This is a genomic window from Oceanobacter kriegii DSM 6294, from assembly GCF_000422845.1.
Classification (GTDB): domain Bacteria; phylum Pseudomonadota; class Gammaproteobacteria; order Pseudomonadales; family Oceanobacteraceae; genus Oceanobacter; species Oceanobacter kriegii.
In genome coordinates this window covers 260,620-283,283 of sequence record NZ_AUGV01000003.1, presented here as the reverse complement: position 1 = coordinate 283,283, position 22,664 = coordinate 260,620, and the positions used below count along the sequence as shown (strand labels likewise).

At 55.4% G+C, this 22,664-nt stretch carries 21 protein-coding genes; 15 read left to right on the top strand and 6 right to left on the bottom strand.

What is annotated here, in order from left to right:
• Window positions 1–13 precede the first annotated feature (13 nt).
• Genes G516_RS0101250 through G516_RS0101210 form a run of 9 tightly spaced genes read left to right on the top strand, consistent with a single transcriptional unit; the run spans window position 14 to window position 9,364 of the window.
• Complete coding sequence (locus tag G516_RS0101250; protein WP_028292111.1) at window positions 14–1,552, top strand: HAL/PAL/TAL family ammonia-lyase; 1,539 nt, start codon at window positions 14–16, stop codon at window positions 1,550–1,552.
• Window positions 1,549–1,956 carry an acyl-CoA thioesterase gene (locus G516_RS0101245; RefSeq protein ID WP_028292110.1) on the top strand — a complete coding sequence of 136 codons (408 nt, stop codon included), beginning with the start codon at window positions 1,549–1,551 and terminating at the stop codon, window positions 1,954–1,956. The genes G516_RS0101250 and G516_RS0101245 overlap by 4 nt, the downstream gene beginning before the upstream one ends.
• Window positions 1,953–2,627, top strand: a complete 675-nt coding sequence (locus G516_RS0101240) for an outer membrane lipoprotein carrier protein LolA (RefSeq protein ID WP_028292109.1) — start codon at window positions 1,953–1,955, stop codon at window positions 2,625–2,627. Before G516_RS0101245 ends, G516_RS0101240 begins: the two co-directional genes overlap by 4 nt.
• A complete protein-coding gene (locus tag G516_RS20555) occupies window positions 2,617–5,133 on the top strand; it encodes an MMPL family transporter (protein WP_036533762.1) in 2,517 nt (838 codons plus the stop codon). Before G516_RS0101240 ends, G516_RS20555 begins: the two co-directional genes overlap by 11 nt.
• A 23-nt stretch (window positions 5,134–5,156) precedes the next feature.
• Window positions 5,157–5,747, top strand: a complete 591-nt coding sequence (locus G516_RS23615) for a DUF3261 domain-containing protein (protein WP_028292108.1) — start codon at window positions 5,157–5,159, stop codon at window positions 5,745–5,747.
• Window positions 5,747–6,946, top strand: a complete 1,200-nt coding sequence (locus G516_RS0101225; protein WP_028292107.1) for a beta-ketoacyl-ACP synthase — start codon at window positions 5,747–5,749, stop codon at window positions 6,944–6,946. The genes G516_RS23615 and G516_RS0101225 overlap by 1 nt, the downstream gene beginning before the upstream one ends.
• Window positions 6,936–7,400, top strand: a complete 465-nt coding sequence (locus G516_RS0101220; RefSeq protein WP_028292106.1) for an ApeP family dehydratase — start codon at window positions 6,936–6,938, stop codon at window positions 7,398–7,400. The genes G516_RS0101225 and G516_RS0101220 overlap by 11 nt, the downstream gene beginning before the upstream one ends.
• A 3-nt stretch (window positions 7,401–7,403) precedes the next feature.
• Window positions 7,404–8,135 carry a 3-ketoacyl-ACP reductase FabG2 gene (locus G516_RS0101215; protein ID WP_028292105.1) on the top strand — a complete coding sequence of 244 codons (732 nt, stop codon included), beginning with the start codon at window positions 7,404–7,406 and terminating at the stop codon, window positions 8,133–8,135.
• The gene (locus G516_RS0101210; RefSeq protein ID WP_028292104.1) at window positions 8,135–9,364 is read left to right on the top strand and encodes a beta-ketoacyl-ACP synthase; all 1,230 of its coding nucleotides are present in this window, start codon (window positions 8,135–8,137) and stop codon (window positions 9,362–9,364) included. Before G516_RS0101215 ends, G516_RS0101210 begins: the two co-directional genes overlap by 1 nt.
• Window positions 9,365–9,483: 119 nt before the next feature.
• On the opposite strand, the gene G516_RS0101205 is transcribed toward G516_RS0101210, so the two are convergent.
• On the bottom strand, window positions 9,484–10,725 hold the full coding sequence (locus G516_RS0101205) for an NAD(P)/FAD-dependent oxidoreductase (protein ID WP_028292103.1): 1,242 nt from the start codon (window positions 10,723–10,725) through the stop codon (window positions 9,484–9,486).
• Window positions 10,726–10,927: 202 nt separating this feature from the next.
• On the opposite strand from G516_RS0101205, the gene G516_RS0101195 reads away from it, so the two are divergent.
• From G516_RS0101195 to G516_RS24920, 3 genes are read left to right on the top strand one after another with little or no spacing between them, the layout of a single operon-like run.
• Window positions 10,928–11,185: a phosphopantetheine-binding protein gene (locus G516_RS0101195; RefSeq protein WP_028292102.1), complete on the top strand. Its 258-nt coding sequence runs from the start codon at window positions 10,928–10,930 to the stop codon at window positions 11,183–11,185.
• A 16-nt stretch (window positions 11,186–11,201) separates the two neighbouring features.
• Window positions 11,202–11,936 (top strand): glycosyltransferase family 2 protein, encoded by a 735-nt coding sequence (locus G516_RS24925; protein ID WP_051218875.1) that lies wholly within the window; start codon window positions 11,202–11,204, stop codon window positions 11,934–11,936.
• Between the two features lie 4 nt (window positions 11,937–11,940).
• Complete coding sequence (locus G516_RS24920; protein ID WP_051218813.1) at window positions 11,941–12,915, top strand: LpxL/LpxP family acyltransferase; 975 nt, start codon at window positions 11,941–11,943, stop codon at window positions 12,913–12,915.
• Between the two features lie 35 nt (window positions 12,916–12,950).
• Here G516_RS24920 and G516_RS0101185 read toward each other — a convergent pair whose 3' ends face one another.
• Window positions 12,951–13,514 (bottom strand): hypothetical protein, encoded by a 564-nt coding sequence (locus G516_RS0101185; RefSeq protein ID WP_051218812.1) that lies wholly within the window; start codon window positions 13,512–13,514, stop codon window positions 12,951–12,953.
• Window positions 13,515–13,693: 179 nt separating this feature from the next.
• Between G516_RS0101185 and gmhB the strand changes: the two genes are divergently transcribed.
• Both gmhB and G516_RS0101175 read left to right on the top strand, forming a co-directional pair.
• Window positions 13,694–14,251 (top strand): D-glycero-beta-D-manno-heptose 1,7-bisphosphate 7-phosphatase, encoded by a 558-nt coding sequence (gene gmhB, locus G516_RS0101180; RefSeq protein WP_028292100.1) that lies wholly within the window; start codon window positions 13,694–13,696, stop codon window positions 14,249–14,251.
• Window positions 14,252–14,407: 156 nt separating this feature from the next.
• Window positions 14,408–15,229 carry a lysophospholipid acyltransferase family protein gene (locus tag G516_RS0101175; protein WP_051218811.1) on the top strand — a complete coding sequence of 274 codons (822 nt, stop codon included), beginning with the start codon at window positions 14,408–14,410 and terminating at the stop codon, window positions 15,227–15,229.
• Window positions 15,230–15,312: 83 nt separating this feature from the next.
• On the opposite strand, the gene G516_RS0101170 is transcribed toward G516_RS0101175, so the two are convergent.
• Window positions 15,313–15,594: a hypothetical protein gene (locus G516_RS0101170; RefSeq protein ID WP_028292098.1), complete on the bottom strand. Its 282-nt coding sequence runs from the start codon at window positions 15,592–15,594 to the stop codon at window positions 15,313–15,315.
• A 338-nt stretch (window positions 15,595–15,932) separates the two neighbouring features.
• Entirely contained in the window at window positions 15,933–17,252 is a 1,320-nt protein-coding gene (locus tag G516_RS0101165; RefSeq protein WP_028292097.1) for a Na+/H+ antiporter family protein, read from the bottom strand.
• 166 nt (window positions 17,253–17,418) lie between these two features.
• Here G516_RS0101165 and G516_RS0101160 point away from each other — a divergent pair, with 166 nt between their 5' ends.
• On the top strand, window positions 17,419–17,943 hold the full coding sequence (locus G516_RS0101160) for an MOSC domain-containing protein (RefSeq protein WP_028292096.1): 525 nt from the start codon (window positions 17,419–17,421) through the stop codon (window positions 17,941–17,943).
• Between the two features lie 735 nt (window positions 17,944–18,678).
• Here the strand turns inward: G516_RS0101160 and fabV are convergent.
• Entirely contained in the window at window positions 18,679–19,869 is a 1,191-nt protein-coding gene (fabV, locus tag G516_RS0101155) for an enoyl-ACP reductase FabV (protein ID WP_028292095.1), read from the bottom strand.
• A gap of 326 nt (window positions 19,870–20,195) precedes the next feature.
• Window positions 20,196–22,613, bottom strand: coding sequence for a DNA topoisomerase (ATP-hydrolyzing) subunit B (gene gyrB, locus G516_RS0101150; RefSeq protein WP_028292094.1), 2,418 nt, complete (start codon window positions 22,611–22,613; stop codon window positions 20,196–20,198).
• Window positions 22,614–22,664 lie beyond the last annotated feature (51 nt).

Here is a 22,664-nt window from a genome sequence, read left to right as displayed (position 1 = left end):
CAACACAAAGATTATGGTTACCTTCAACGGCTCCCGTCTAAGCATCGAAGACATCAACGCGCTGGCACTGCAACAGCAACCGGCGCAACTGGATACCGACGCAGCCTTTCGCCAGCGTATTCGTCGCGGCAGTGAATTTCTCGACAACCTGCTGGCCGAAGACGGCGAAATTTATGGTGTGACCACCGGCTATGGCGATAGCTGTACCGTCACCATTCCGCCAGAGTTGGTGGCCGAGCTGCCAAAGCACCTGTACACCTTCCATGGCTGTGGCATGGGTGCCATTTTGCCGGTTGAAAGCGGTCGTGCAGTGCTGGCTACCCGTTTGGCCTCGTTGTGCCAGGGCTTCTCCGGTGTATCTGAAGCCTTACTGGAGCAGCTCGAACGACTGTTGCAACACGACATCGTGCCGCTGATCCCGGAAGAAGGCTCTGTTGGCGCCAGTGGCGACCTGACGCCACTATCGTACGTCGCGGCGGTACTGTGTGGTGAACGAGAGGTGTACTTCAAAGGTGAGGTCCGCGCCACCGCCGAGGTCTTTGCTGAACTGGATATCCAGCCATTAACCCTGCGTCCGAAAGAAGGCCTGGCGATCATGAACGGCACTGCGGTGATGACGGCCATCGCCTGCCAGGCGTTCAGCCGGGCCCGTTATCTGGAACAAGTGGCCACCCGCATTACCGCGCTGGCCACCATCGCCGCCAAGGGCAACGCCCACCACTACAACGAAATCCTGTTCAGCGCCAAGCCCCATGCGGGCCCTCAAAAAGTTGCCAGCTGGCTGCGTGACGACCTCGAAACCGGCAAGCCGCCGCGCAATCCGAACCGCCTGCAGGACCGCTACTCGCTGCGCTGTGCGCCACACGTTATTGGTGTACTGAGCGAAACCCTCGACTGGAACCGCACCCTGATCGAGAACGAACTGAACAGCGCCAACGACAACCCGATCATCGATGGCGAAGGCGAACACGTGTTACACGGCGGCCATTTCTACGGCGGCCATATCGCCATGGCGATGGACACCCTCAAAAACGCGGTTGCCAACGTCGCCGACCTGCTCGACCGTCAAATGGCGATGCTGGTTGATACCAAGTTCAACCACGGCCTGCCGTCCAACCTGTCCGGCGCAGAAGGCCCACGCAAGGCCATCAGCCACGGCCTCAAGGCGGTACAGATTGGCGTTTCAGCCTGGACCGCCGAAGCACTGAAGCACACCATGCCTGCCAGTGTGTTCTCGCGTTCCACCGAGTGTCACAACCAGGATAAGGTTTCGATGGGCACCATTGCCGCCCGTGACTGTCTGCGTGTATTGCAACTCACCGAACAGGTCGCTGCGGCCTGCTTGCTGGCCGCGGTGCAGGGTCTTGAGCTGCGCATCAAACAGGGCGACATCGAGGAAGAGGCCGTTTCTGCCACCCTCAAGGCGACTCTGGCCGCAGTCCGTGAAAGCAGCCCGTTCCTTGCCGAGGATCGCCCACTGGAACGTGAACTGCGCCAATTGGTAGACCGACTGCAACAACAGCGTATTGCGCTGTATGAGAGCCATGCATGATCAGTGCGACCGTTGACATCAAGGTGCCCTTCCACGACGTCGATATGATGAACGTGGTGTGGCACGGCCATTACGCCAAATATCTCGAAATTGCCCGTTGTGTGCTGCTCGACAAGATCGGCTACAACTACAACGAGATGAAAGAGTCCGGCTATGCCTGGCCTGTTGTCGACCTGCACATCCGCTACCCGGGGCCTGCTGTGTTTGGGGAGACCATCCAGGTCACGGCAACGCTGTCGGAATGGGAAGACCAGCTGAAGATCCGTTACGAAATCCGCAACCAGCACGGCAAACGACTGACCCGCGCCACCACCACCATGGTGGCCGTTGATATGTCGACCCAGACCATGTGCTATGAATCGCCGCAGATCCTGCTCGACAAGATCAAGGCGGCGCAGCCGTGAACCGCAGCAAGTTCCAACGGCTGCCTGCTGTACTGTCAGGGCTGCTGCTGAGCGGCCTTTGCGGCACTGCGGTTGCACAGCAATCGGTGCAACAAACGGCACCAGAACAGCGGCAGGAAATTGCGTTCGAGAACCAACTCGACAGCGCCGCAGTGGCGCAAATCCTGACGCCCACGGACGCGCTGGCAGGTAGCTTTGAGCAACAGAAATACCTTGCCGTACTGCCACGGCCACTGAACTCCAGCGGTCACTTCGACTATGCCGCAGGCAAGGGCCTTGAATGGGCAATCGAAAAGCCGATTGCCAGCACCGTTATCATCAGTGAGCAGGGCATTTCGCAGCAACAAGGCGGCAAGGTAGTGTGGCAGAGTGACGCCAACAGCGCCGAAACCAGCACCGTCGCCAACATCATGGCCGCAATTTTTGCGGGCGATCTGCAAACCCTGTCGGCCACCTTTGATATCAGCGGCCAGCAAAGCGCCGATAACCAGTACTGGCAACTGCAGCTGACGCCACAAAGTGATGTGCTGAAAAACTTCTTCAACCGCATCGACATGAGTGGCCAGCTCAACAGTACCGGGCAAAACCTGCTGCGAGGACTGACACTGCACGAGGCCAACGGCGATCGCACCGAAATTCGCTTCAGCCTCACCCGCCTTCATGACCAATAAGCACGCTTCCCAGCCAAACGCCCAAACACAGGCGCAGCCAGATACACAGTCACATTTGCTATCCAACAAACTTTGGCTCGGTCTGGCGGTCTGGCTATTGGTAATGTTGGCGGCCACCGCCTCGCTGGTGTGGCAGACCCGACAGGGGCTGTCGTTTGATACCAGCATCATGTCGCTGCTGCCGAAAGGCCAGGCCAATCCGGCGGCGGATTTTGCCAATGACAAGTTAACCGGCAATGCCAGCCAGCAACTGTTGCTAATCGCCTCCGGCGACCGTCAGCAAAGTCTGCAAGACGCCAATATGGTAACCGCCGCCTTGCGGCAATCCGGCTTGTTCAAACAAGTGCAAGGCAAGGCCGACAGCCAGCAAGTCCAAGCCATGCTGCAAAGCCTGGCCGGCTGGCGTTACCAGCACCTGACCAGTGAAGATCGCCAGGCGTTAGCAGCGCTGGACCTGACAGCCGATGACCCAACATCCGCCCTATCCTCCGGCCAACCAGACTCAGACAGTGCCAATAACGAACTCATCAACCGCGCCATTGGCCGTTTGTATTCACCGCTGGGCGGCAATCTGGCCCAGCATCTGGTCGATGATCCCTTACAGCTGTTCGATCACTGGCGTCAGCAGGCGATTCCCGATCTCGGCATCCAGCTGCAGGACGACTGGCCGACCCGAATTGAGCACACCGACAGCGGCGAGCAGTGGCACCGAATCATTGTCGCCGAGCTCGACGGCAGTCCGTTCGCCATGGGCTATCAGGCGCAGGTGTCAGCACTGCTGCACAATCTTGAACAGGCCAGCCAGCAGCTCTCCTACACCGGCCTGATCGTGCATGCGACCTGGGGCGCCAATCAGGCCCGGCAGGAAATTTCCACCATCGGGGCACTATCAATGGCTGGCATTGTGCTGTTGATGCTGCTGGTATTTCGGCGTCTGAGCTATTTGCTATTGGTATTTTTACCTTTGCTGAGCGGCTGTGTGCTGGCAATGGCAGCCAGCCTGCTGATCTTTGATCGGGTCCATATGATCACGCTGGCCTTTGGTGCCAGTCTGGTGGGCGTGGCCATCGACTATTCGCTGCACTTCCTTTGCCATCGGCTCGAACAGGTGGAAGACGGCGATGCCCGCTATGACAGCCACAATAACACCCCCACCCCCGATAAGCACAGCCAGCATTCAACGGTAGTGGCAGCCATTACCCTCGGCATGATTTCCAGCGTGCTGGCTTATCTGGCTCAGGCGGCAGCGCCATTTCCCGGTTTACAGCAAATGGCGGTTTTTTCAGCGCTGGGCCTCGTCGGAGCCTGGCTTACTGTCGTTGGGCTACTGCCGTGGCTTACCCGTCGCCTGCCCACCAGCGCCCGACCACAAAGGATTCTCGCCGGGCTGGATCTGGCTCGTCAGCGCTGGCCGCGGATTCATCAACCGCTAGTTGCGACAGTGATTGTGATACTGGCACTGGTAGCACTGATCCGGCTGCCACAGCTGCCTTTTGATGACAGCATTGTGCGCCTGCAAACCTCGCCGCTGAGCCTGTTACAGGCCGACCAGCGGGTTAACCAGATTGCTGGTGGCACCTCATGGGCACGTTATCTGCTGGTGTCTGGCAGCAGCGAGCAGGATTTGCTGCAGAACGCCGAGCAATTGCAGCCCGCGCTCGAACAGCTGCGGGCAGCGAACAACGGCCTGCGTATTATCAGCGTCAGCCAGCAGCTTGCTTCGCTCAAGCGCCAGCAAGCCAATACCGAATTGCAGGCTGCGACTGTGTATCAGCACGGCGGTTTGCTCGATCAGTTCCTCTCACAGCTGGGCGCATCTGAACTGGCCAGCGCCGCTCGTGATGACTTCAACAGCCAACGCCAGCAGCAAGTCCGCCCTGAACAATGGCTGGCCTCGCCGTTAAGCGATAGCAGCCGCCACCTGTGGCTGGGCCAATTTGATGGCCGCTTTTATAGCGTGATCAATATGGCAGGACAGATTCCTGCCGACATTAATCAGCAGTTACAACAGGCCCTTGATGATTCCGGCCTCAGTCAACAGGTGTTACTGGTCGACCAACCGGCGGCTATCAGTACGGTGCTGAGTCACTATCGCCACAGTATGTTGGGCTGGATTGTGCTGGCGTATCTCGCTGTGCTGGTATTGCTGACATTGAAGTATCGACTGCAAGCCTGGCGCGTGGTCGCAGGGCCAGCGTTGGCTAGCCTGCTGACACTGAGCTTACTGTCGGCACTGGGAATGCAGCTGACGGTATTCAATCTGCTGGCGTTATTACTGGTACTGGGGATCGGTCTGGATGCCGGTATTTTCCTGATCAACAGCCGCAATAGCCTTTACACCTGGCTGGCGGTGTTTATGTCCGGCCTGACGACCCTGCTGGCGTTTGGCCTGTTGGCGCTGTCGAACACGCCAGTGCTGATGTACTTCGGCAGCACCGTACTATGTGGTGTGATACTGGTGTGGTTGTTAACCCCCGTTTTCACCTTGCAGCGACATCCGTCCTGATTTGCTTCCGGTATCCATCATCCATGTATGAACAAAGCCCGATACGCTTTTTGATCCTGCCCCTACTGTTACTGGCCTCGCTGGTCTCTGGCTGTAGCCTGCTACAACCCAGACCAGAGGACTTGCAGCTGCCCTTGATGCCTCCAACCGATTATCCATTTGAGGGCCAGGTCACTCAGGTTGTCAGCAAGGTTGATGATGAATCTTCCAGCCTGCTGGCGAGTTGGTCAGTGCAAGATGGCATCATGACGCTGGTGGGCCTGACCGCGACCGGGCAGGAATTGTTGCGCGCTCGCTATGATGGCATTGAGCTGACTGAAACAGTCTCTCCGCTGCTGCCGTCACAGGTGAACGCTCGCGTTATCCTGGCCCAGATCCAGATGGCTTACTGGCCACTGGAATCAATCAACAAGCGTCTGAACGGCAGTCCATGGCAGCTGATGGCAGTGTCGGATGGCCGCCGCTTGGTTTATCATTCGCGCCTTGTTTTGGACATTACGCCTGAAACCATCACTGCCGATGAGCACGGTGGTTTCTGGCACACACTGCTAATTTCGATTCCGGTTGCCGACCAGCAGATCCGGATCACAACGCTCGATATGGACAGGAAGTGATGCAGCACAATCCCGTGTATCTCAATCAGTTGGGTATGGTCTGCTCACTGGGGAACGACACGCAATCGGTCTGGCAAACGCTGCAACAAGCCGACGCCCAACCACTGATGTTATCCGAGCAATGGACCAACCGGCCGGTATATGTCGGCGAAGTCCGCCATGGTTTGCCTGCGCTTGAAGCACTGCCGGAAGCGCAGCGCTCGCGTAACAACCAACTACTGCTGTGTGCCTGGCAACAGCTACGCGAAAGCTTCGAAACGCTCAGCGCCAATGTTTCACCTGAACGGATTGGTATCGTTCTGGGTTCCAGTACCAGCGGTATCGCCGAAGCCTGCACTACGGTCGAAAACTGGCACAAATACAAGGTTCCGGCCTCTCCCACTCGCTATGCGATTCAGGAAATTTCAGCGCCCGCTATGACCCTGGCAGATTGGACCGGTGCCCAAGGCCCTGCATTTGTGATTTCCACCGCATGCTCTTCCGGAGCCAAGGCACTGGCCAGCGCTCGTCGGTTGATCCAGCAAGACGTCTGCGATGTGGTGATTGCCGGCGGCGTAGACTCGCTGGCCGCCATGACACTGAATGGCTTCGACGCACTCGAGAGTATGTCAGACGGTTTGTGCAACCCATTCGGAAGGGATCGCGATGGCATCAACATCGGCGAAGGTGCCGCAATTTTTGTGATGAGCAAAACCCCTGCTGCTATCAGCCTTGCAGGCTGCGGGGAAACCTCTGATGCCCACCATATTTCAGCACCTCACCCGGATGGTGCCGGTGCCATTGCTGCCATGACCCAAGCCCTGCAGGATGCCGACGTCGCAGCCAGCAACATTGATTATATCAACCTCCACGGTACCGCTACCGAGCAGAACGATCGTATGGAAGCCAAAGCCGTTTACAGCGTATTTGGCAGTGAGGTTCCATGCTCATCAACCAAGCGCCTGACCGGCCACACGCTGGGGGCCGCGGGGGCCATTGAAGCCGGATTGTGCTGGCTGACCCTGACCGAACAAACCGCGCTGCCACCCCATCGCTGGGACGGCAATGGCGATACCGAGCTGCAACCCATCCAGCTCACAAACGGGTCCCTGCAGCAATGCGAGAATGTGCAACAACCCCCTCGCTTGGCGCTGAGCAATTCCTTCGCGTTCGGCGGCAACAACATTTCACTGATATTTGAACGACAGCATGGCCACTGAAACTCCTTGCCCATACCCGGTAGACGAACTGGTACCGCATTCAGGCGATATGAGCTTGCTGGATGAGGTGGTTTCTTTCAGCGAAGAGACCCTGACTGCTCGTGTTGTGATCGGTCCACAGTCCACGTTCTTCCGCGACGGTGGTGTTCCTGCCTGGGTCGGGATTGAATACATGGCCCAAGCCGTTGCTGCCTGGGCCGGTTGCGGTGAAAAGCGGACTGGCGGCGACCCCAAAGTTGGCTTTTTACTCGGCAGCCGCAAGTTCAGCAGTAGCTGTGCGGTGTTCCCGCAAGGAGCCGAACTGATTATTCACATTGAACGGGAACTGCAGGACGACAGCGGCCTGGGCTCGTTCCAGTGTTCACTCACATTTGATGACCAGCAGCAGCAAGCACGCCTGAATGTATTTCAGCCGCCTGACGCAGCTGCTTTTATGGAAACCGCCAAGGGATAATTTATGTCTGATTCCAAAACCGTTCTCGTAACCGGCTCCAGCCGTGGCATTGGCAAGGCCATCGCGCTGCGCCTAGCACGTGAAGGCTTTGACATCGTCGTACATTGCCGCAGCAAACGCGAAGAAGCCGAACAGGTTCAGGCAGAGATCGAAGCCCTTGGCCGCACTGTCAGAGTACTGCAGTTTGATATCGCCGACCGTCAGAGCACCCGCGCAACCCTTGAAAGCGATGTTGAAACCCACGGTGCCTACTACGGTGTGGTGGCCAATGCTGGCCTGACCCGCGACAATGCTTTTCCGGCGCTTACCGATGACGAGTGGGACTCGGTGATTCACACCAACCTGGACGGTTTCTTTAACGTAGTGCAACCGCTGACCATGCCAATGATCCGCCGTCGCAAACCAGGCCGTATCGTTGCCATGTCGTCGGTTTCTGGCGTTACCGGCAACCGTGGTCAAGTCAACTACAGCGCTTCCAAAGCTGGCCTGATCGGCGCCTGCAAGGCACTGGCGGTCGAACTGGCCAAACGCAATATTACGGTTAACTGTGTCGCTCCTGGCCTGATTGATACGGATATGATCGATGAACACATTGTCGATGAAGCGATGAAAATTATTCCAGCCAAACGCATGGGCAAGCCGGAAGAAGTCGCTGCAGTGGTCAGTTTCCTGATGTCAGAGGACGCAGGCTACGTCACTCGTCAGGTGATTTCAGTGAATGGAGGTATGTGCTGATGCGTCGTGTGGTGATTACCGGTATGGCGGCGATTTCGCCAATCGGGCAAGACTGGGAAACCATTGCCAGCAATCTCAAACAGCTCAATACGGGCATTCAATATATCGAGGAGTGGGACAAGTACGAAGGTCTGAACACCCGCTTGGGTGGTCCGGCCGACTGCTTTGAAAAGCCAGCCCATTACAGCCGTAAGGCCACCCGCAGCATGGGGCGCATGTCGATCATGGCGACACGGGCGACCGAGTTGGCACTGCAACAGGCTGGCCTGCTGGATGACGAATCCATCAAGGACGGCCGCATGGGCGTGTCTGTTGGTTCGTCTTCCGGTACCCCGGATGCTATCGGTGAATTTGGCCAGATGCTGTTCAACCACTCGGTGAACGGTCTTAACGCCACCTCTTATGTACGCATGATGCCGCATACCGCGCCGGTCAATATTGGTGTTCATTTCGGCCTCAAGGGCCGGGTCATCACCACATCCAGTGCCTGTACGTCCGGTAGTCAGGGCATTGGTTACGCCTATGAAGCGATCAAACATGGCCACCAGCAAATGATGGTCGCTGGTGGTTGTGAAGAGCTGAGCGCAACCCAGGCTGCGGTGTTCGATACCCTGTTCGCCACCAGTACCAATAATGATCGCCCGGATCGGGCACCACGCCCGTTCGACAAGGATCGCGATGGTTTGGTGATTGGCGAGGGTGCCGGCATCGTGATTCTTGAAGAACTGGAATCCGCCCGTGCCCGTGGGGCCACTATTCTGGCTGAGATAGTCGGCTTCGGTACCAATTCCGACGGCGCTCATATTACCCAACCCAATGCCACCACAATGCAAATTGCGATGGAAATGTCGCTACGTGATGCCGGGCTGACAGCCGATGACATTGGTTACGTCAGTGCTCATGGCACAGCAACCGACCGCGGTGATGTAGCTGAAAGCCAGGCAACCTTCAAAGTGGTTGGCAAAAAGCCGATCAGCTCATTCAAGAGCTTCACCGGCCATACTCTGGGTGCCTGTGGTGCACTGGAGGCAATTGTTTCAGTACATATGATGAACGAGGGCTGGTTTCACGCCACCGCCAATCTGGAAACCCCCGACAGCGATTGCGCCGACCTTGACTACATCATGGGTGAGGCCCGCAAGATCGAAACCGCTCATGTCATGAGCAACAACTTCGCCTTCGGTGGAATCAATACTTCGTTGATTCTGAAGCGCTGGAAAGGCGAATAACCGAGCCGTTTCATGAGCCAAATAAAAAAGGGTAAGTGACCATTCACTTACCCTTTTTTATTTATCGCTACTGGCGCTACTGCAATCACGCACTGCCATGCCACAGCCAATTCATACCTTCAGCCCCGACAAATCTCAACGATGGTATTGAGACGACGCTCAGCCTGTTTAACAAACGGGTTATTCAGATCCCAGGCGTAGCCAGCAAGAATTGAACTGATCATGGCGCGAATCTGTTCACTGCCGTTCTGATAGAAAATGACGTCCTGAAAACGACCGTCGTACCAGGCTTCGACAAAGGTACGGAACACATCCACACCGTGCTTCAATGGCTCGGCGTATTCCGCTTGCCAATCTACCGCCTTCCCTTGTAAATGGCGATCCAGAACATCAGCCGCCATCGATGCCGACTTCATTGCGATGGTGACACCGGATGAAAATACCGGATCGAGGAATTCACCGGCATTGCCCAGCAAAGCGTATCCAGGCCCAACAAGACTCGTCACATTAGCGCTGTATCCGTGAATCTCGTTGACGGGGTCCGGGTATTCAGCATTAGCAAGCAGACGACTCAGGTGCTCGTCTTCCGCAACCAGTGCCTTTAATCGCTCTTCAGATTCCAGGTGACGGTATTGATCGAAAAACGCCTCTTTCGCCACCACGCCCAATGAGCACTTGTTGTTTGCAAATGGGATTAACCAGTACCAAACATCACGATGCTGCGGGTGAACAGTGATCAGAATTTTTTCACGATCAAACTGCTGGCAGTCAATGTTATCGATCACATGAGTAAACAGAGACTGGCGTACCGGAAAACCGGATGGCGCTTCCAGATCCAGCAATCGCGGCAGGACCCTGCCAAAGCCGGAAGCATCCAGCAGAAAGCGGGCTGTTACAGCGAAGTCCTTGCCATCCCCATCAACGCCATGAACGGTGACGCTGTCGTCGGAGTTCTCGATGGTACGGATTTCATGGCGATAGTGAATGCTCACTCCTTGTTTTGCGGCAGAGTCAGCGAGAATCTTGTCGAAGGTGGCGCGCTGGACCTGAAAGGTGGTGCCATGGCCCGGTGAAAACTTCTCCCGAAAATCGAAAAAGCTATAGTCGTTGGCAAAGCGGAAAGCCGCACCATTTTTGAACTGGAATGCCGGTTCTGCCTGCACAGCCTCCAGCATGCCAGCCTGCTCTACAAACTCCATGCATTGCGGCAGCAGGCTTTCACCAATGGAAAAACGCGGAAAGGTTTGTTTTTCAAGAATAGTAACCTTGTAACCCTTACGCTTTAACAAGGTACCGGCGACGGCACCGGAAGGCCCGGCGCCAATGATTACTACATCTGCCGACTTTTCTGGGTGGGGCATGTATCGATCGTCCTTATTTCCTTTCAGTCCGAACACATGTTCGGGCCCTACGTAGTCAAGCTGGCATATTACATGTCAATGGCCAGCTTGATGATGACTAATCCATTAATTAGTTCTGTGACGCTGGTATCTTCAAAATCGAGCGTGGATAATACGCGCCCATTACGCGCAGGCAACAACGACATACAAAAGGAAAACCCCGGTGAGCAACCTTGACCTCCAGATCAAACAACTGATTATTGATTCTCTTAATCTGGAAGACATTACCCCGGATGAGATCGACAGTGACGCGCCACTGTTTGGCGATGGTCTGGGCCTGGATTCCATTGATGCACTGGAGCTTGGTGTGGCAATCAAAAAGACGTTCAATATTGCCCTGACAGATAACTCTGAAGAAAACCGCGAACACTTTGCATCTGTAAATGCGCTGGTTGCCCTGGTTGAAGCACGCGCCGCTTGATTCGGAGCACACGGACGTGACCTATTGCTTCATCATCCCCTGTTACAACCACTCAACCACCCTGCAGGCCACCGTTGACGGCTTGCTGGGCTTCGGTCTCCCCATCATAGTGATTGACGATGGCTCGGCTGCAGAACACGGTGCCCGTATTCGCAATGTCTGTGGTCAATATGCAGACGTCACCTTGCTGAACCAGTCACCTAACGCAGGTAAAGGCGAAGCCGTTATTGCCGGTATACGCCATGCCAAAGATCAAGGTTACAGCCATGCTTTACAGGTGGATGCCGATGGTCAGCACAATCTCGATGATATCCCTGCCATGCTGCGCGCTTCGCAGCAAACCCCGACGGCACTAGTCAGCGGTCGTCCGATCTATGACGATTCGGTGCCTAAAGCGCGCCTGTACGGCCGTTACGCCACCCATGTGTGGGTCTGGATCGAAACGCTGTCGCTGGATATCCCGGACTCCATGTGTGGCTTCCGGATCTATCCGGTCGCTTCCTTCTGTGATCTCGCAGACCGGGTTCGCATTGGCCGACGTATGGACTTCGACACGGAGATCATGGTGCGCCTCTACTGGCGCAACGTGCCGGTGATTTTTATACCGACCAGGGTTATTTATCCGGAAGGTGGAACCTCCAATTTTCAGGTATGGCGCGACAATGTCATGATCAGCTGGATGCACACCAAACTCTTCTTCGGCATGCTATGGCGCTCACCGGTGCTACTGGCTCGCAAGTTTGCCGGTTAACGGTATGAGCGACCGAAAAATCAACGAGACCGATAAACACTGGTCGGAAGTGCACGAAAAAGGTACGTCACTGGGGCTGAATTTCCTGCTATATACCTACAAGTATCTTGGCAGGCCCGTCTTTACTCTGGTGGTGAGTTTTATCATCGGCTATTTCTATCTGTTTGCCCGTACCCAGCGACAAGCCGCCAAAGACTTTCAACAGCAAGCTGCCCACTTGCGTCGCAAGCGAGGCATGGCGGAATGGAAACCCAGACCTTTCAGACAGTTCCTCAATTTTGGCCTGTCAGCACTCGACAAGGTCTCGGCCTGGACCGGTGATATTCGCGAGAAAGACATCGACTTCGCCAACTTCGAGGTAATGAAGCGTGCAGTAAATAGCGGTAAAGGCGGCGTTATTCTGATTTCCCACCACGGCAACATGGAAATATGCCGGGCGATCGGTAAAGAAATACCGAACCTCCGCATCAATGCTGTGGTTCACACTCGCAACGCAGCCAAATTCAATCACCTGATGCAGAAGGTAGCACCTGACTCAGGCCTTAACCTGTTCGAAGTGACATCATTTGGGCCGGACACTGCGATTCGCATGATGGATAAAATCCAGCAAGGTGAATTCATTGTGATTGTTGCTGACCGTACTTCGGTACAGCACCGCGAACGCAGCGTTGATATTGAATTCATGGAGCGCGTTGCCTGGTTGCCGGAAGGGCCATTTGTATTGGCCTCTATCCTTCGCTGCCCGGTGCATTTCATGTCCTGTGTACGCCGTGGCAAACGCTTTGCAGCTGACTTCACACCGTATCGGGAGCCTCTGATACTGGACCGCAAAAATCGCCAACAGGCGATTCGTACAGCGGCCCAGGACTATGCCAGCTGGCTGGAGACCCAAGCGTTACATCAACCAGACCAGTGGTTTAATTTCTTCGATTTCTGGAAAAAACCAGAGCACGATCAGGAGAACGCCGGAAAAAAATAACCCGAAGCTGTCTGTCACATCTTCGGGTCATCAGGTTACTCCTTGATGCTTTCTACCTTGCCGTTTTCATCAAAGTTCACCAGAAAGGTATTAAAGCGACTGTTCCAGTAACGCCACACATTGCTTTCCAATGATGGAGTGACATGCTGGGGTGGGAAACCAATCGCAAGGGTCACGCCCTTCTTGCTCATCCCCTCGTACACCTGTCCGTTCTTGAGGCCTTTCCGGTCGATTTCACTCAGGTCTTGCAATGCCGAGTCGTCGCAGCGAGTACCGAAGTATTTCTTCAAGTTTGTATCAAAATCACCACTGGCCTTGTGGAAAACGTATTGATAACGCTGACCTTCGTAATTGAATAGCAGCTGGCTGCTATTCACATCAACCAGTTCCACTTCAGAACAACGTGGGATCAGGCCGTCTTGCTGATAGTTGATTGAAAACAGCCGTTTACGTGCAACGTCCGGGTGCAGGTTGGTCTGGGTATAAACCGTTTTGGCATCGAGCATCGACTCGCCATCGACCATCATTTCCGGGGATGAAGAACAAGCAACCAGCAGTGTACTGGTACCCAATGTGGCAAGCAGGGAAATATTTTTCATATAACTCACAATCCTTTGATCAAAGGCAGCGGGCGCTGCGATCTTACTACCGCAGAGCCTTACTGCAGTGGCGCGAGACTAACACAAGTTCAGCCACTGGAACGCGCTTGCTTCGCTGTTTTGGAAATCATCCCCAAACCGCTATGCTGCTGCCACGATTGACCTTGTGAGTGGAAACCATGACCAACCCCCTGATCATCCTCGATCGCGACGGCGTTCTTAACGAAGACACCGATGCTTACGTAAAATCCGTTGATGAATGGATCCCGTTACCCGGCAGTGCAGCGGCGGTTGGCCAATTGTGCAAGGCAGGTTTTCAGGTGGCGATTGCGACCAACCAGAGCGGTTTGGCGCGGGGCTATTTTCAGCCGTCCGACCTCGATGCCATGCACGCCAAAATGACTGCGCTGGCCGCCGCCGAAGGTGGCGAATTTGCTCATATTGCGTTTTGCCCACATGGCCCGGATGATCACTGCGATTGCCGCAAGCCGTTGCCGGGGCTGATTCACCAGATCGAGCAGGCGTTAGACAACTCCGCCGAAGGCGCGTGGATGATTGGCGACTCGATTCGTGATCTGGAAGCAGGTGCAGCGGCCGGTTGTAAGGTCGCACTGGTACGAACCGGTAAAGGTGCCAAGTCCGAGCCCAGGCTGGCCGCTCACGAACAGTTGTTCGAAGCGCCGGTATTCGACGATCTGGCGGCGTTCACCCGCTTCCTGCTGGACGGTGCCCATTAAGTGCTATTGGAAGCCAAAGGGCTTTCGGGTACTGTCACAACTGGCGTTCCGGTTCCCTGCCGGAAACAGTCATAGGAAATGACGTAACAATCAAAACTTTCAGGCAATGGTATAAACGCACCTGAACGTTTCATCACACAGGCCTGTGCAGGATTTATGAGCAATACCAGCCAAACGGCGATTGAAAACGCGGCATCCCAACCGTTCAGCCACAAGCTGAGAAGCGTGCTGTTCTACATCTGGCTGGCGCTGGTTACCATCTTCTGGTTTGTCCCTTCCATGCTGATTGGCATGCTGCTGCCACTGAAGGCCCGTAACTTCTGGATCATGGGCATCTACTGCCGCATGTGCATGTTCGGCCTGCGTTGGATTGCGGGCATTCGCTGCGAAGTGGAAGGTGCCGAGAACATTCCTCGCGATGGCCGTGGCCACGTGATTCTGAGCAAGCACCAGAGCACCTGGGAAACCTTTATGCTGCCCACCCTCATCTACCCGCACGTGCAGGTGGTGAAGAAAGAGCTGGCGTATTTGCCGCTGTTTGGCTGGGCGCTGTGGATGATCCGACCGATCTTTATCGACCGCTCGAAGAAAGCCAACGCCCTCAAACAGGTAGTGCAGCAAGGCTCTGAGCGACTCAGCGCCGGTGTGCATGTCTTGGTGTTCCCGGAAGGCTCCAGAATCCCGTCAGGCAAGCGTAAGGTATTTTCCAAAGGCGGTGCCATGCTGGCCAGCAAAAGCGGCGCTCCGGTGGTTATGGTGGCCCACAACAGCGGTGATCACTGGCCTAACACCCATTGGGTGAAGTCCCCGGGGGTTATCAAAGTGGTGTTCAGCGAACCGTTTGAATCCGCCGGCATGACCACCGCCGAACTGAACGCCAAAAACGAAGCCTGGATCAACGAAACCGTTGAGCGTATTTCCGAAGTGCCATTCACGGGCGAATACGTCGAAGCGGCAACCAGCGGCAAGCGTTTCTGATTCAGCGCTTCGCACTCCGGCAACAGAAACAAAAAAAACTCCCCTTAAAACGAAGCGGAGTTTTTTTTGTAACTCTATTTTGCTTAAGGCTGAGTACGCTTTTCCGATCCCAAATCGCTCTCCATGTCGTGTGGTGCTTCTTCCAGCAAAAATGTATCCGGCACCGCAAACGCCTCGTTACTCGTACTCTTGTGACAGGTTGCATAGATCTGGCGGTTGGTCGCCACAGTACAGCTCTTCGCAGACCCCATGCCATAAACCGAACAGGCATCGTCAGCCGCAGCCCACTGGGCGGCAGTACAATCTTTTTCGGCCATGGCAGGCATCGCCAGTATCAGACCAGTCAGACAAAGTAACTTTTTCATGTCAATATCCCTTTGTGTCTTGTGGAATGTGGCGGCCAAACGCCGCCCACAAACTCAGTAAAAACAAAGCGAAGAGTTGAAACTTCACCCATTTGGGTGACTGCTGCTGTGATGGGCTCTGGATCACAGTTTTGCCGTGATTGATCACGGCAGTAATGGCCCCGGCAATAACGGAGCTCCCTCAAAAACGAAAAAACCTCCCCTTCGAAAGAAGCGGAGGTTTTTTTGTGTCCGTAGACAAGAGCAACGAACAAAGAGAACGACAACGAAGGCAGCCATCTTGCTGCCTCTCGTTTTCTGGTTACAGCACCTGTTTACAACACCCGTCACAACACCCGTCACAACACCATGGTCGCCAGCCAGCCAGCGGCCAGCAACGGCAGGTTGAAGTGCAGGAAGGTCGGGATCACGGTGTCACGCATGTGGTTGTGCTGGCCGTCGGCGTTCAGACCCGCGGTTGGGCCAAGGGTGGAATCCGAAGCCGGGGAACCAGCATCGCCCAGCGCACCAGCGGTGCCAATCAGGGCCACAATCGCCAGCGGGCTGAAGCCCATCGCCATACACAGCGGCACGTAGATGGCGGCAATGATCGGAATGGTCGAGAACGACGAACCAATACCCATGGTCAGCAACAAGCCCACCAGCAGCAGCAGGAAGGACGTCAGCGCCTTGTTGTCGCCCAGGAAGTCCGCAGCACCATTCACCAACAGGTCGATGTGGCCAGTGGTTTTCAGCACTTCAGAGAAACCGTTGGCGGCGATCATGATAAAGCCAATGGAAGCCATCATCTTGATGCCGTCCAGAATCACCCCTTCGGACTCGTTCCAGCGGATTACGCCGGTAGCCGAGAACAACAGGAAACCGGCCATCGCGCCCAGCACCATGGAATCAGTAATCAGCTGAATGGCAAACGCCGCAACGATAGCAACACCCGCAACCCACAAGGACTTGGCGTTGTATTCGCGCTGGCCATTTTCGGCCGCGTCGATTTTTTCGAGGCTGTATTCACGTGGCTTGCGGTAGCTGACAAAGCCCGCCACCAGCAAACCGAACAGCATGCCTGCCGCTGGCAAGGCCATGGCTTCCACTACCGATACACCTTCAACATCCAGACCAGCCGCTGCCACCTGACCCAGCAGGATCTTGTCCAGGTAAATGGCACCAAAGCCCACCGGCAGGAACATGTAAGGGGTGATCAGACCGAAGGTCAGTACACAGGCAATCAAACGGCGATCCAGCTTGAGCTTGGCCATCACCATCAGCAGTGGCGGCACCAGAATCGGGATAAAGGCGATGTGAATCGGCACCAGGTTCTGCGAACACACGGCGGCGACCAGCAGCATTGCCAGCAGACCTTGAGCCAGCCACTGGCTACCGCTTTCGTTCTGCACGCCGACTTTTTTCAGCATCGAATCCGCCAGCAATTGCGGCAAGCCCGACAGCGAAATCGCGACGGCAAATACACCCAGCATGGCGTAGCTTAGGGCAATGCCCGCGCCGCCGCCAATGCCATCGTTAAAGGCGTTGAGAGTATCGTTGATCGACAGGCCGCCAACCAGACCGCCCACAAAGGCAGCCACGATCATCGACAGCATTACATGCATTCGGGCCAGGCTCAGTACCAGCATCAGTACTACGGCCACGACAACAGCGTTCATTCAGCAGAGTCTCCAGACGTTAATGGGTTCAGACAGCAGGGCGCTGCCCGGAAGAGGAATTCAGAAAAGGCGCGGAAGTTAACACAACTGAAACTTGCTAACATCCGACTGTAGCAATCTTCACGTTGTTCTTTGGCTACGCCACTGCAAAACAGGAAAATCGCCCATGAGCGCTACCCAAAAACTGTTTTCCCGCTACCTGCCCACCATCCAGCCCGGGCGGCTGCAATGGATAGGATTACGCACCGAACGCCGTGGTGCCGTACAGATGGTAGAACACACCCGCGCGGTGAAAGAACTTGGCCTAACGGGCGACAGACGTTGCGAAGGCACACCGGGCTCCGCCCGTCAGGTAACGCTGATCATGGCCGAACACATCGACGTGATTGCCCGCCTGCTGCAACGCGACCAGATCGACCCTGCCCTGCTACGCCGCAATCTGGTAGTAAGCGGCATCAACTTGCAAGCACTGCGACACCAGAAGCTACAGATCGGCGAGGCCATCTTTGAACTCACCGCCCAATGCCATCCATGCAGCCGTATGGAAGAAGCCCTTGGCCCCGGCTGCACCGCTGCCATGCTGATGCACGGCGGGCTCTGCGCCAAAGTGATTCAGAGCGGCGATATTCGGGTGGGCGATGCGGTGGTGCCGGTGCTGGAGAAACCAGAAGAGCAGCTGGGGTTGTTTTAAAGGGATGGACGCTGTGGTCGCTAGACGTCGGAAGTCTGACGTCTGAGGCAAAGCGGTTTACTTGTAGGAGCGAGTCGGGACGCTCAGCCTTACTGTGCTGGCTCCCACGCTCCGCGTGGTATGCCAGAGGAGATTACGCCAGAAGCGACCGTAGGACGTATTAGCCGAAGGCGTAATACATCAACGAGTGCCTGCGGGTTTCCACGTTCCACGTGGAACATGGCATCCCTGTTCGCGAATGAATTCGCTCCTACAAACAGTCAATGCAGAACGCGTATTCATTCCTGAGCAGCAACTGTCTGATGGCAGCCGCTTCGCGTCTTTATCAGTCCTACATATCTTATTCATATTACGTCAAATCATGGGCGCAGACGTTTCACGTGAAACACCGAATCTCTATTCGCGAATGAATTCGCTTCTACAAACAGTCGATGTTAAAGGTGGTATTACCAAGCAGTACCTGTCTGATGGCAGCCGCTTCGCGTCTTTATCAGACGTACAAATAGTATTCACACGGCGTTAATAGATGTACGGAGAGATGTTTCACGTGGAACGCAGCACTGGATTCGTGAATTAGATAGCACGTCCCGATTCGCTCATACAGAAAACGTTCTCGCTCTCCTACCACCATAAACACAAACCCCAGAAACAAAAACGCCAGCTCAATGAGCTGGCGTTTACGTGCTATCTGAGTGTTTCACGTGAAACACTCAAGTAGACATCAAAGCGGTTGGATTAGTCCACCAGACCTTTGATTTCAACTACCGGGTTTACGTCGGCGTCGTAGTCTACGCCGTCGATACCGAAGCCGAACAGGCGCAGGAATTCTGCTTTGTAGCCTGCGAAGTCGGTGTCGGTGCTGATGGTTTCAGTAGTGATTTTGTCCCACGCAGCTTCAACGGCTTTTTGCACTTCTGGCTTCAGTTCCAGTTCGTCAACACGGGCACGGCCTTCTTCGTCCAGACGAGGGGTGTCGGTGTACAGGCATTCGGTATACAGACGGTACAGCTGTTCGATACAGCCTTCGTGAGTGCCTTCTTCCTTCATCACCTTGAACAGCAGGGACAGGTACAGAGGCATGATTGGAATGGCGGAGGACGCCTGGGTCACAACGGCTTTCAGTACGGCTACACGAGCGTCACCGCCCTTCTCGGCCAGCTTGGAACGGATGTCCAGAACCTTCTTGTCCAGATCCTGTTTGGCCTGACCGATGGTGCCACCCCAGTAGATATCGCGAGTCACGTCATCGCCCAGGTAGGTGAAGGCAGAGGTTTTGGCGCCGTCGGCCAGTACACCGGCTTCGTCCAGAGCGTCCATCCACATCTGCCAGTCTTCGCCACCCATAACGGCAACGGTGTTGCTGATGTCTTCGTCGGACGCCGCAGTCAGGGTGAATTCCTGAATTTCTTCTTTGTCGGTGTTGATGCCCAGCAGGGTCACGTCTTTGCCGATTGGCTTCAGGGTGCTGTTGTACACCACGCCGGTTTTAGGGTGGGTGCGACGAGGAGCCGCCAGAGAGTAGATCACCAGATCCACCTGACCCATGTCTTCCTTGATGGTGTCGATGGCTTTTTGCTTCAGTTCGTCGGTGAAGGCATCGCCGTTGATGCTCTTGGCGTACAGGCCCTCGGCTTCAGCGAACTTGTGGAAGGCTGCGCTGTTGTACCAGCCGGCAGTGCCTGGCTTCTTCTCTGTGCCTTCTTTTTCGAAGAACACGCCCAGGGTGGATGCTCCCGCACCGAACGCAGCAGCGATACGAGCAGCCAGACCGTAGCCAGTGGAGGAACCGATTACCAGTACGCGCTTTGGCATATCGATGCTGCCCTGCGCTTTGATGAAGTCGATTTGCTCTTTGACGTTGGCTTCACAACCCGTTGGGTGTGTGGTTACGCACATAAAACCGCGAACGCGTGGTTTGATAATCATGGATCATTCCTGTCGGCATGTATTCGGTAACAGCACGTCGCAGCGGGTTTCCATACACGACGGCCAATGTTTTGTGGCGGTTATTGTAACTGCCCTGCCCTTGCTTGCCAGCCCATCTTGAGGACATGGACTGTTGAACGGACTTGAGGTGTTTCACGTGGAACACCATGATGTTTTGTTCTGTGTTTTGCATTCCCATCAGGGCAAAGCAGAGCCCACCCCGGCGATTCTGGCCAATCAGGCTACTCAGGAGCCGCGAACAACAGACACAAAAAAGCCCTTGGCGGTTCAACCGACAAGGGCTTTTCAATACCGCTAAAACAGGATCAGAAATCCAGGTTCGCTACGTTCAACGCGTTAGACTCAATGAAGGCACGACGTGGTTCTACTTCGTCGCCCATCAGGGTGGTGAACATCTTGTCGGCAGCGATGGCATCTTCAATGCCTACTTGCAGCATGCGACGGGTGTTCGGGTCCATGGTGGTTTCCCACAGCTGTTCCGGGTTCATCTCGCCCAGACCTTTGTATCGCTGAATGGTAAAGCCACGCTTGGCTTCGCCCAGCAACCACTGCACGGCATCCCAGAAGTCCTTGATCGGGAAGACGCGTTCGCCACGCTGGATGTAGGCATCTTCTTCCAGCGTGTCAGACAGCTTCTTGCTCATGGCGGCCAGCTTGCGGTAGCCAGAGCCTTCGAAGAACTCCTTGTCGAGCACGTATTCACGGGCCAGACCGTGGGTTACTACTTCGATCTTGACGTTGTAAACGTCGCGCTCGCCATCTTGCTGATGCTTGACGTTGAAGTGGCTGCCACTGCGGCCTGCGTCTGGCAGCGCTTCGTCCAGGCGCTTGGCCCAGGCTTCCATGGCACTTTCATCAGACAGCTGGCTGGATTCCACCACAGGCAGACTCAGCATTTCGTGCAAAGCAGCTACCGGGTACAGGTTCGCCAGACGCTGAATGGTTTCCTGCGCGGCGCGGTACTCGGCCACCAGCTCGGCAAAGGCCTGATCGGTAATGGCTGGAACGTCGGCAGATGGGTACAGGGCGGCCTTTTCCAGTGCCACGTGGGTCAGATACTCTTCAAGGGCGTTCTCGTCCTTGATGTACTGTTCTTGCTTACCACGCTTGATTTTGTACAGCGGTGGCTGAGCAATGAATACGTGACCACGCTCGATGATTTCCGGCATTTGACGGAAGAAGAAGGTCAACAGCAGCGTACGAATATGCGCACCATCGACGTCCGCATCGGTCATGATGATGATGCTGTGGTAGCGCAGCTTGTCCGGGTTGAACTCTTCACGACCAATACCACAGCCCAGCGCGGTAATCAGGGTGCCAACTTCCGCAGAGGACAGCATCTTGTCGAAGCGGGCTTTTTCAACGTTAAGGATCTTACCTTTCAATGGCAGGATCGCCTGGGTACGACGGTCTCGGCCCTGTTTGGCGGAACCGCCGGCCGAGTCACCCTCCACCAGGTACACTTCGGAAAGTGCCGGGTCTTTTTCCTGACAGTCGGCCAGTTTGCCTGGCAAACCAGCGATGTCCAAGGCGCCTTTACGGCGGGTCATTTCACGGGCTTTACGAGCCGCTTCACGGGCACGGGCAGCGTCGATCATCTTGCCCACAAGATCTTTTGCGGTTTGCGGGTTTTCCAGCAGGTATTCCTGGAACAGACGGCCCATTTCCTGCTCAACCGCAGGCTTCACTTCGGAAGATACCAGTTTGTCCTTGGTCTGGGAGCTGAACTTCGGATCAGGCACTTTCACCGAAATAATGGCGGTCAGGCCTTCACGGGCGTCGTCACCGGTGGTGGATACCTTGTTCTTTTTATCCAGACCTTCCTGAGTGATATAGGTGTTCAGGGAGCGAGTCAGCGCCGCACGGAAACCGGCCAGGTGGGTACCACCATCACGCTGTGGAATGTTGTTGGTGTAGCAGTGAATGCTTTCCTGGAAGGTGTCGTTCCACTGCATCGCCACTTCAACAGAGATACCGTCTTCACGCTCAGCGTTGAAGTGGAAGACTTCGTTCAGCGCCGTTTTACCTTCGTTCAGGTATTTAACGAAGGAAGCCAAACCGCCTTCAAATTCAAACAGGTCTTCCTTGTCCGCCACGCGCTCGTCTTTCAGGTGAATACGCACACCAGAGTTAAGGAACGACAGTTCACGCAGACGCTTGGCCAGGTAGTCGTAAGAGAATTCGGTTTTGGTGAAGGTCTCTTTCGACGGCAGGAAGGTCACCGCAGTACCCGAGGTTTCCGATACGCCGACTTCTTTCAGCGGGTAATCCGGTACACCGTGGGTGTATTCCTGCTCGTACAGCTTGCCACCACGACGGATGGTCAGCTTCAGTTTTTCAGACAGGGCGTTTACCACAGAAACACCCACGCCGTGCAGACCACCGGACACCTTGTAGCTGTTGTCGTCGAACTTACCACCAGCGTGCAGTACGGTCAGAATCACCTCAGCGGCCGATACGCCCTCTTCCGGGTGCAGTTCGGTTGGAATGCCACGGCCGTTATCGGATACCGATACCGAGTTGTCCTGATGAATCACCACGTCCACCTGATCACAGTGGCCAGCCAGTGCTTCGTCGATGGAGTTGTCGACCACCTCGAACACCATGTGGTGCAGACCGGTGCCATCGTCAGTATCACCAATGTACATACCTGGACGTTTGCGCACGGCGTCCAGACCTTTCAGTACCTTAATACTGGACGAATCGTAACTCTGCTCACTCATTCGGTGTTCCTCTTAAACGTAACTGCCAGCCGCGTCTGAATGGGGCGCGTC

What these genes read in the sequence shown, in the direction of transcription:
- G516_RS0101175 (WP_051218811.1), top strand. Translation starts at nt 14,408, where the DNA reads ATGAGCAATACCAGCCAAACGGCGATTGAAAACGCGGCATCCCAACCG.
- fabV (WP_028292095.1), bottom strand. Translation starts at nt 19,869, where the DNA reads ATGATTATCAAACCACGCGTTCGCGGTTTTATGTGCGTAACCACACAC.
- G516_RS0101160 (WP_028292096.1), top strand. Translation starts at nt 17,419, where the DNA reads ATGAGCGCTACCCAAAAACTGTTTTCCCGCTACCTGCCCACCATCCAG.
- gmhB (WP_028292100.1), top strand. Translation starts at nt 13,694, where the DNA reads ATGACCAACCCCCTGATCATCCTCGATCGCGACGGCGTTCTTAACGAA.
- G516_RS0101170 (WP_028292098.1), bottom strand. Translation starts at nt 15,594, where the DNA reads ATGAAAAAGTTACTTTGTCTGACTGGTCTGATACTGGCGATGCCTGCC.
- gyrB (WP_028292094.1), bottom strand. Translation starts at nt 22,613, where the DNA reads ATGAGTGAGCAGAGTTACGATTCGTCCAGTATTAAGGTACTGAAAGGT.
- G516_RS0101205 (WP_028292103.1), bottom strand. Translation starts at nt 10,725, where the DNA reads ATGCCCCACCCAGAAAAGTCGGCAGATGTAGTAATCATTGGCGCCGGG.
- G516_RS0101245 (WP_028292110.1), top strand. Translation starts at nt 1,549, where the DNA reads ATGATCAGTGCGACCGTTGACATCAAGGTGCCCTTCCACGACGTCGAT.
- G516_RS0101185 (WP_051218812.1), bottom strand. Translation starts at nt 13,514, where the DNA reads ATGAAAAATATTTCCCTGCTTGCCACATTGGGTACCAGTACACTGCTG.
- G516_RS0101250 (WP_028292111.1), top strand. Translation starts at nt 14, where the DNA reads ATGGTTACCTTCAACGGCTCCCGTCTAAGCATCGAAGACATCAACGCG.
- G516_RS0101220 (WP_028292106.1), top strand. Translation starts at nt 6,936, where the DNA reads ATGGCCACTGAAACTCCTTGCCCATACCCGGTAGACGAACTGGTACCG.
- G516_RS0101210 (WP_028292104.1), top strand. Translation starts at nt 8,135, where the DNA reads ATGCGTCGTGTGGTGATTACCGGTATGGCGGCGATTTCGCCAATCGGG.
- G516_RS0101225 (WP_028292107.1), top strand. Translation starts at nt 5,747, where the DNA reads ATGCAGCACAATCCCGTGTATCTCAATCAGTTGGGTATGGTCTGCTCA.
- G516_RS23615 (WP_028292108.1), top strand. Translation starts at nt 5,157, where the DNA reads ATGTATGAACAAAGCCCGATACGCTTTTTGATCCTGCCCCTACTGTTA.
- G516_RS24920 (WP_051218813.1), top strand. Translation starts at nt 11,941, where the DNA reads ATGAGCGACCGAAAAATCAACGAGACCGATAAACACTGGTCGGAAGTG.
- G516_RS0101215 (WP_028292105.1), top strand. Translation starts at nt 7,404, where the DNA reads ATGTCTGATTCCAAAACCGTTCTCGTAACCGGCTCCAGCCGTGGCATT.
- G516_RS20555 (WP_036533762.1), top strand. Translation starts at nt 2,617, where the DNA reads ATGACCAATAAGCACGCTTCCCAGCCAAACGCCCAAACACAGGCGCAG.
- G516_RS0101165 (WP_028292097.1), bottom strand. Translation starts at nt 17,252, where the DNA reads ATGAACGCTGTTGTCGTGGCCGTAGTACTGATGCTGGTACTGAGCCTG.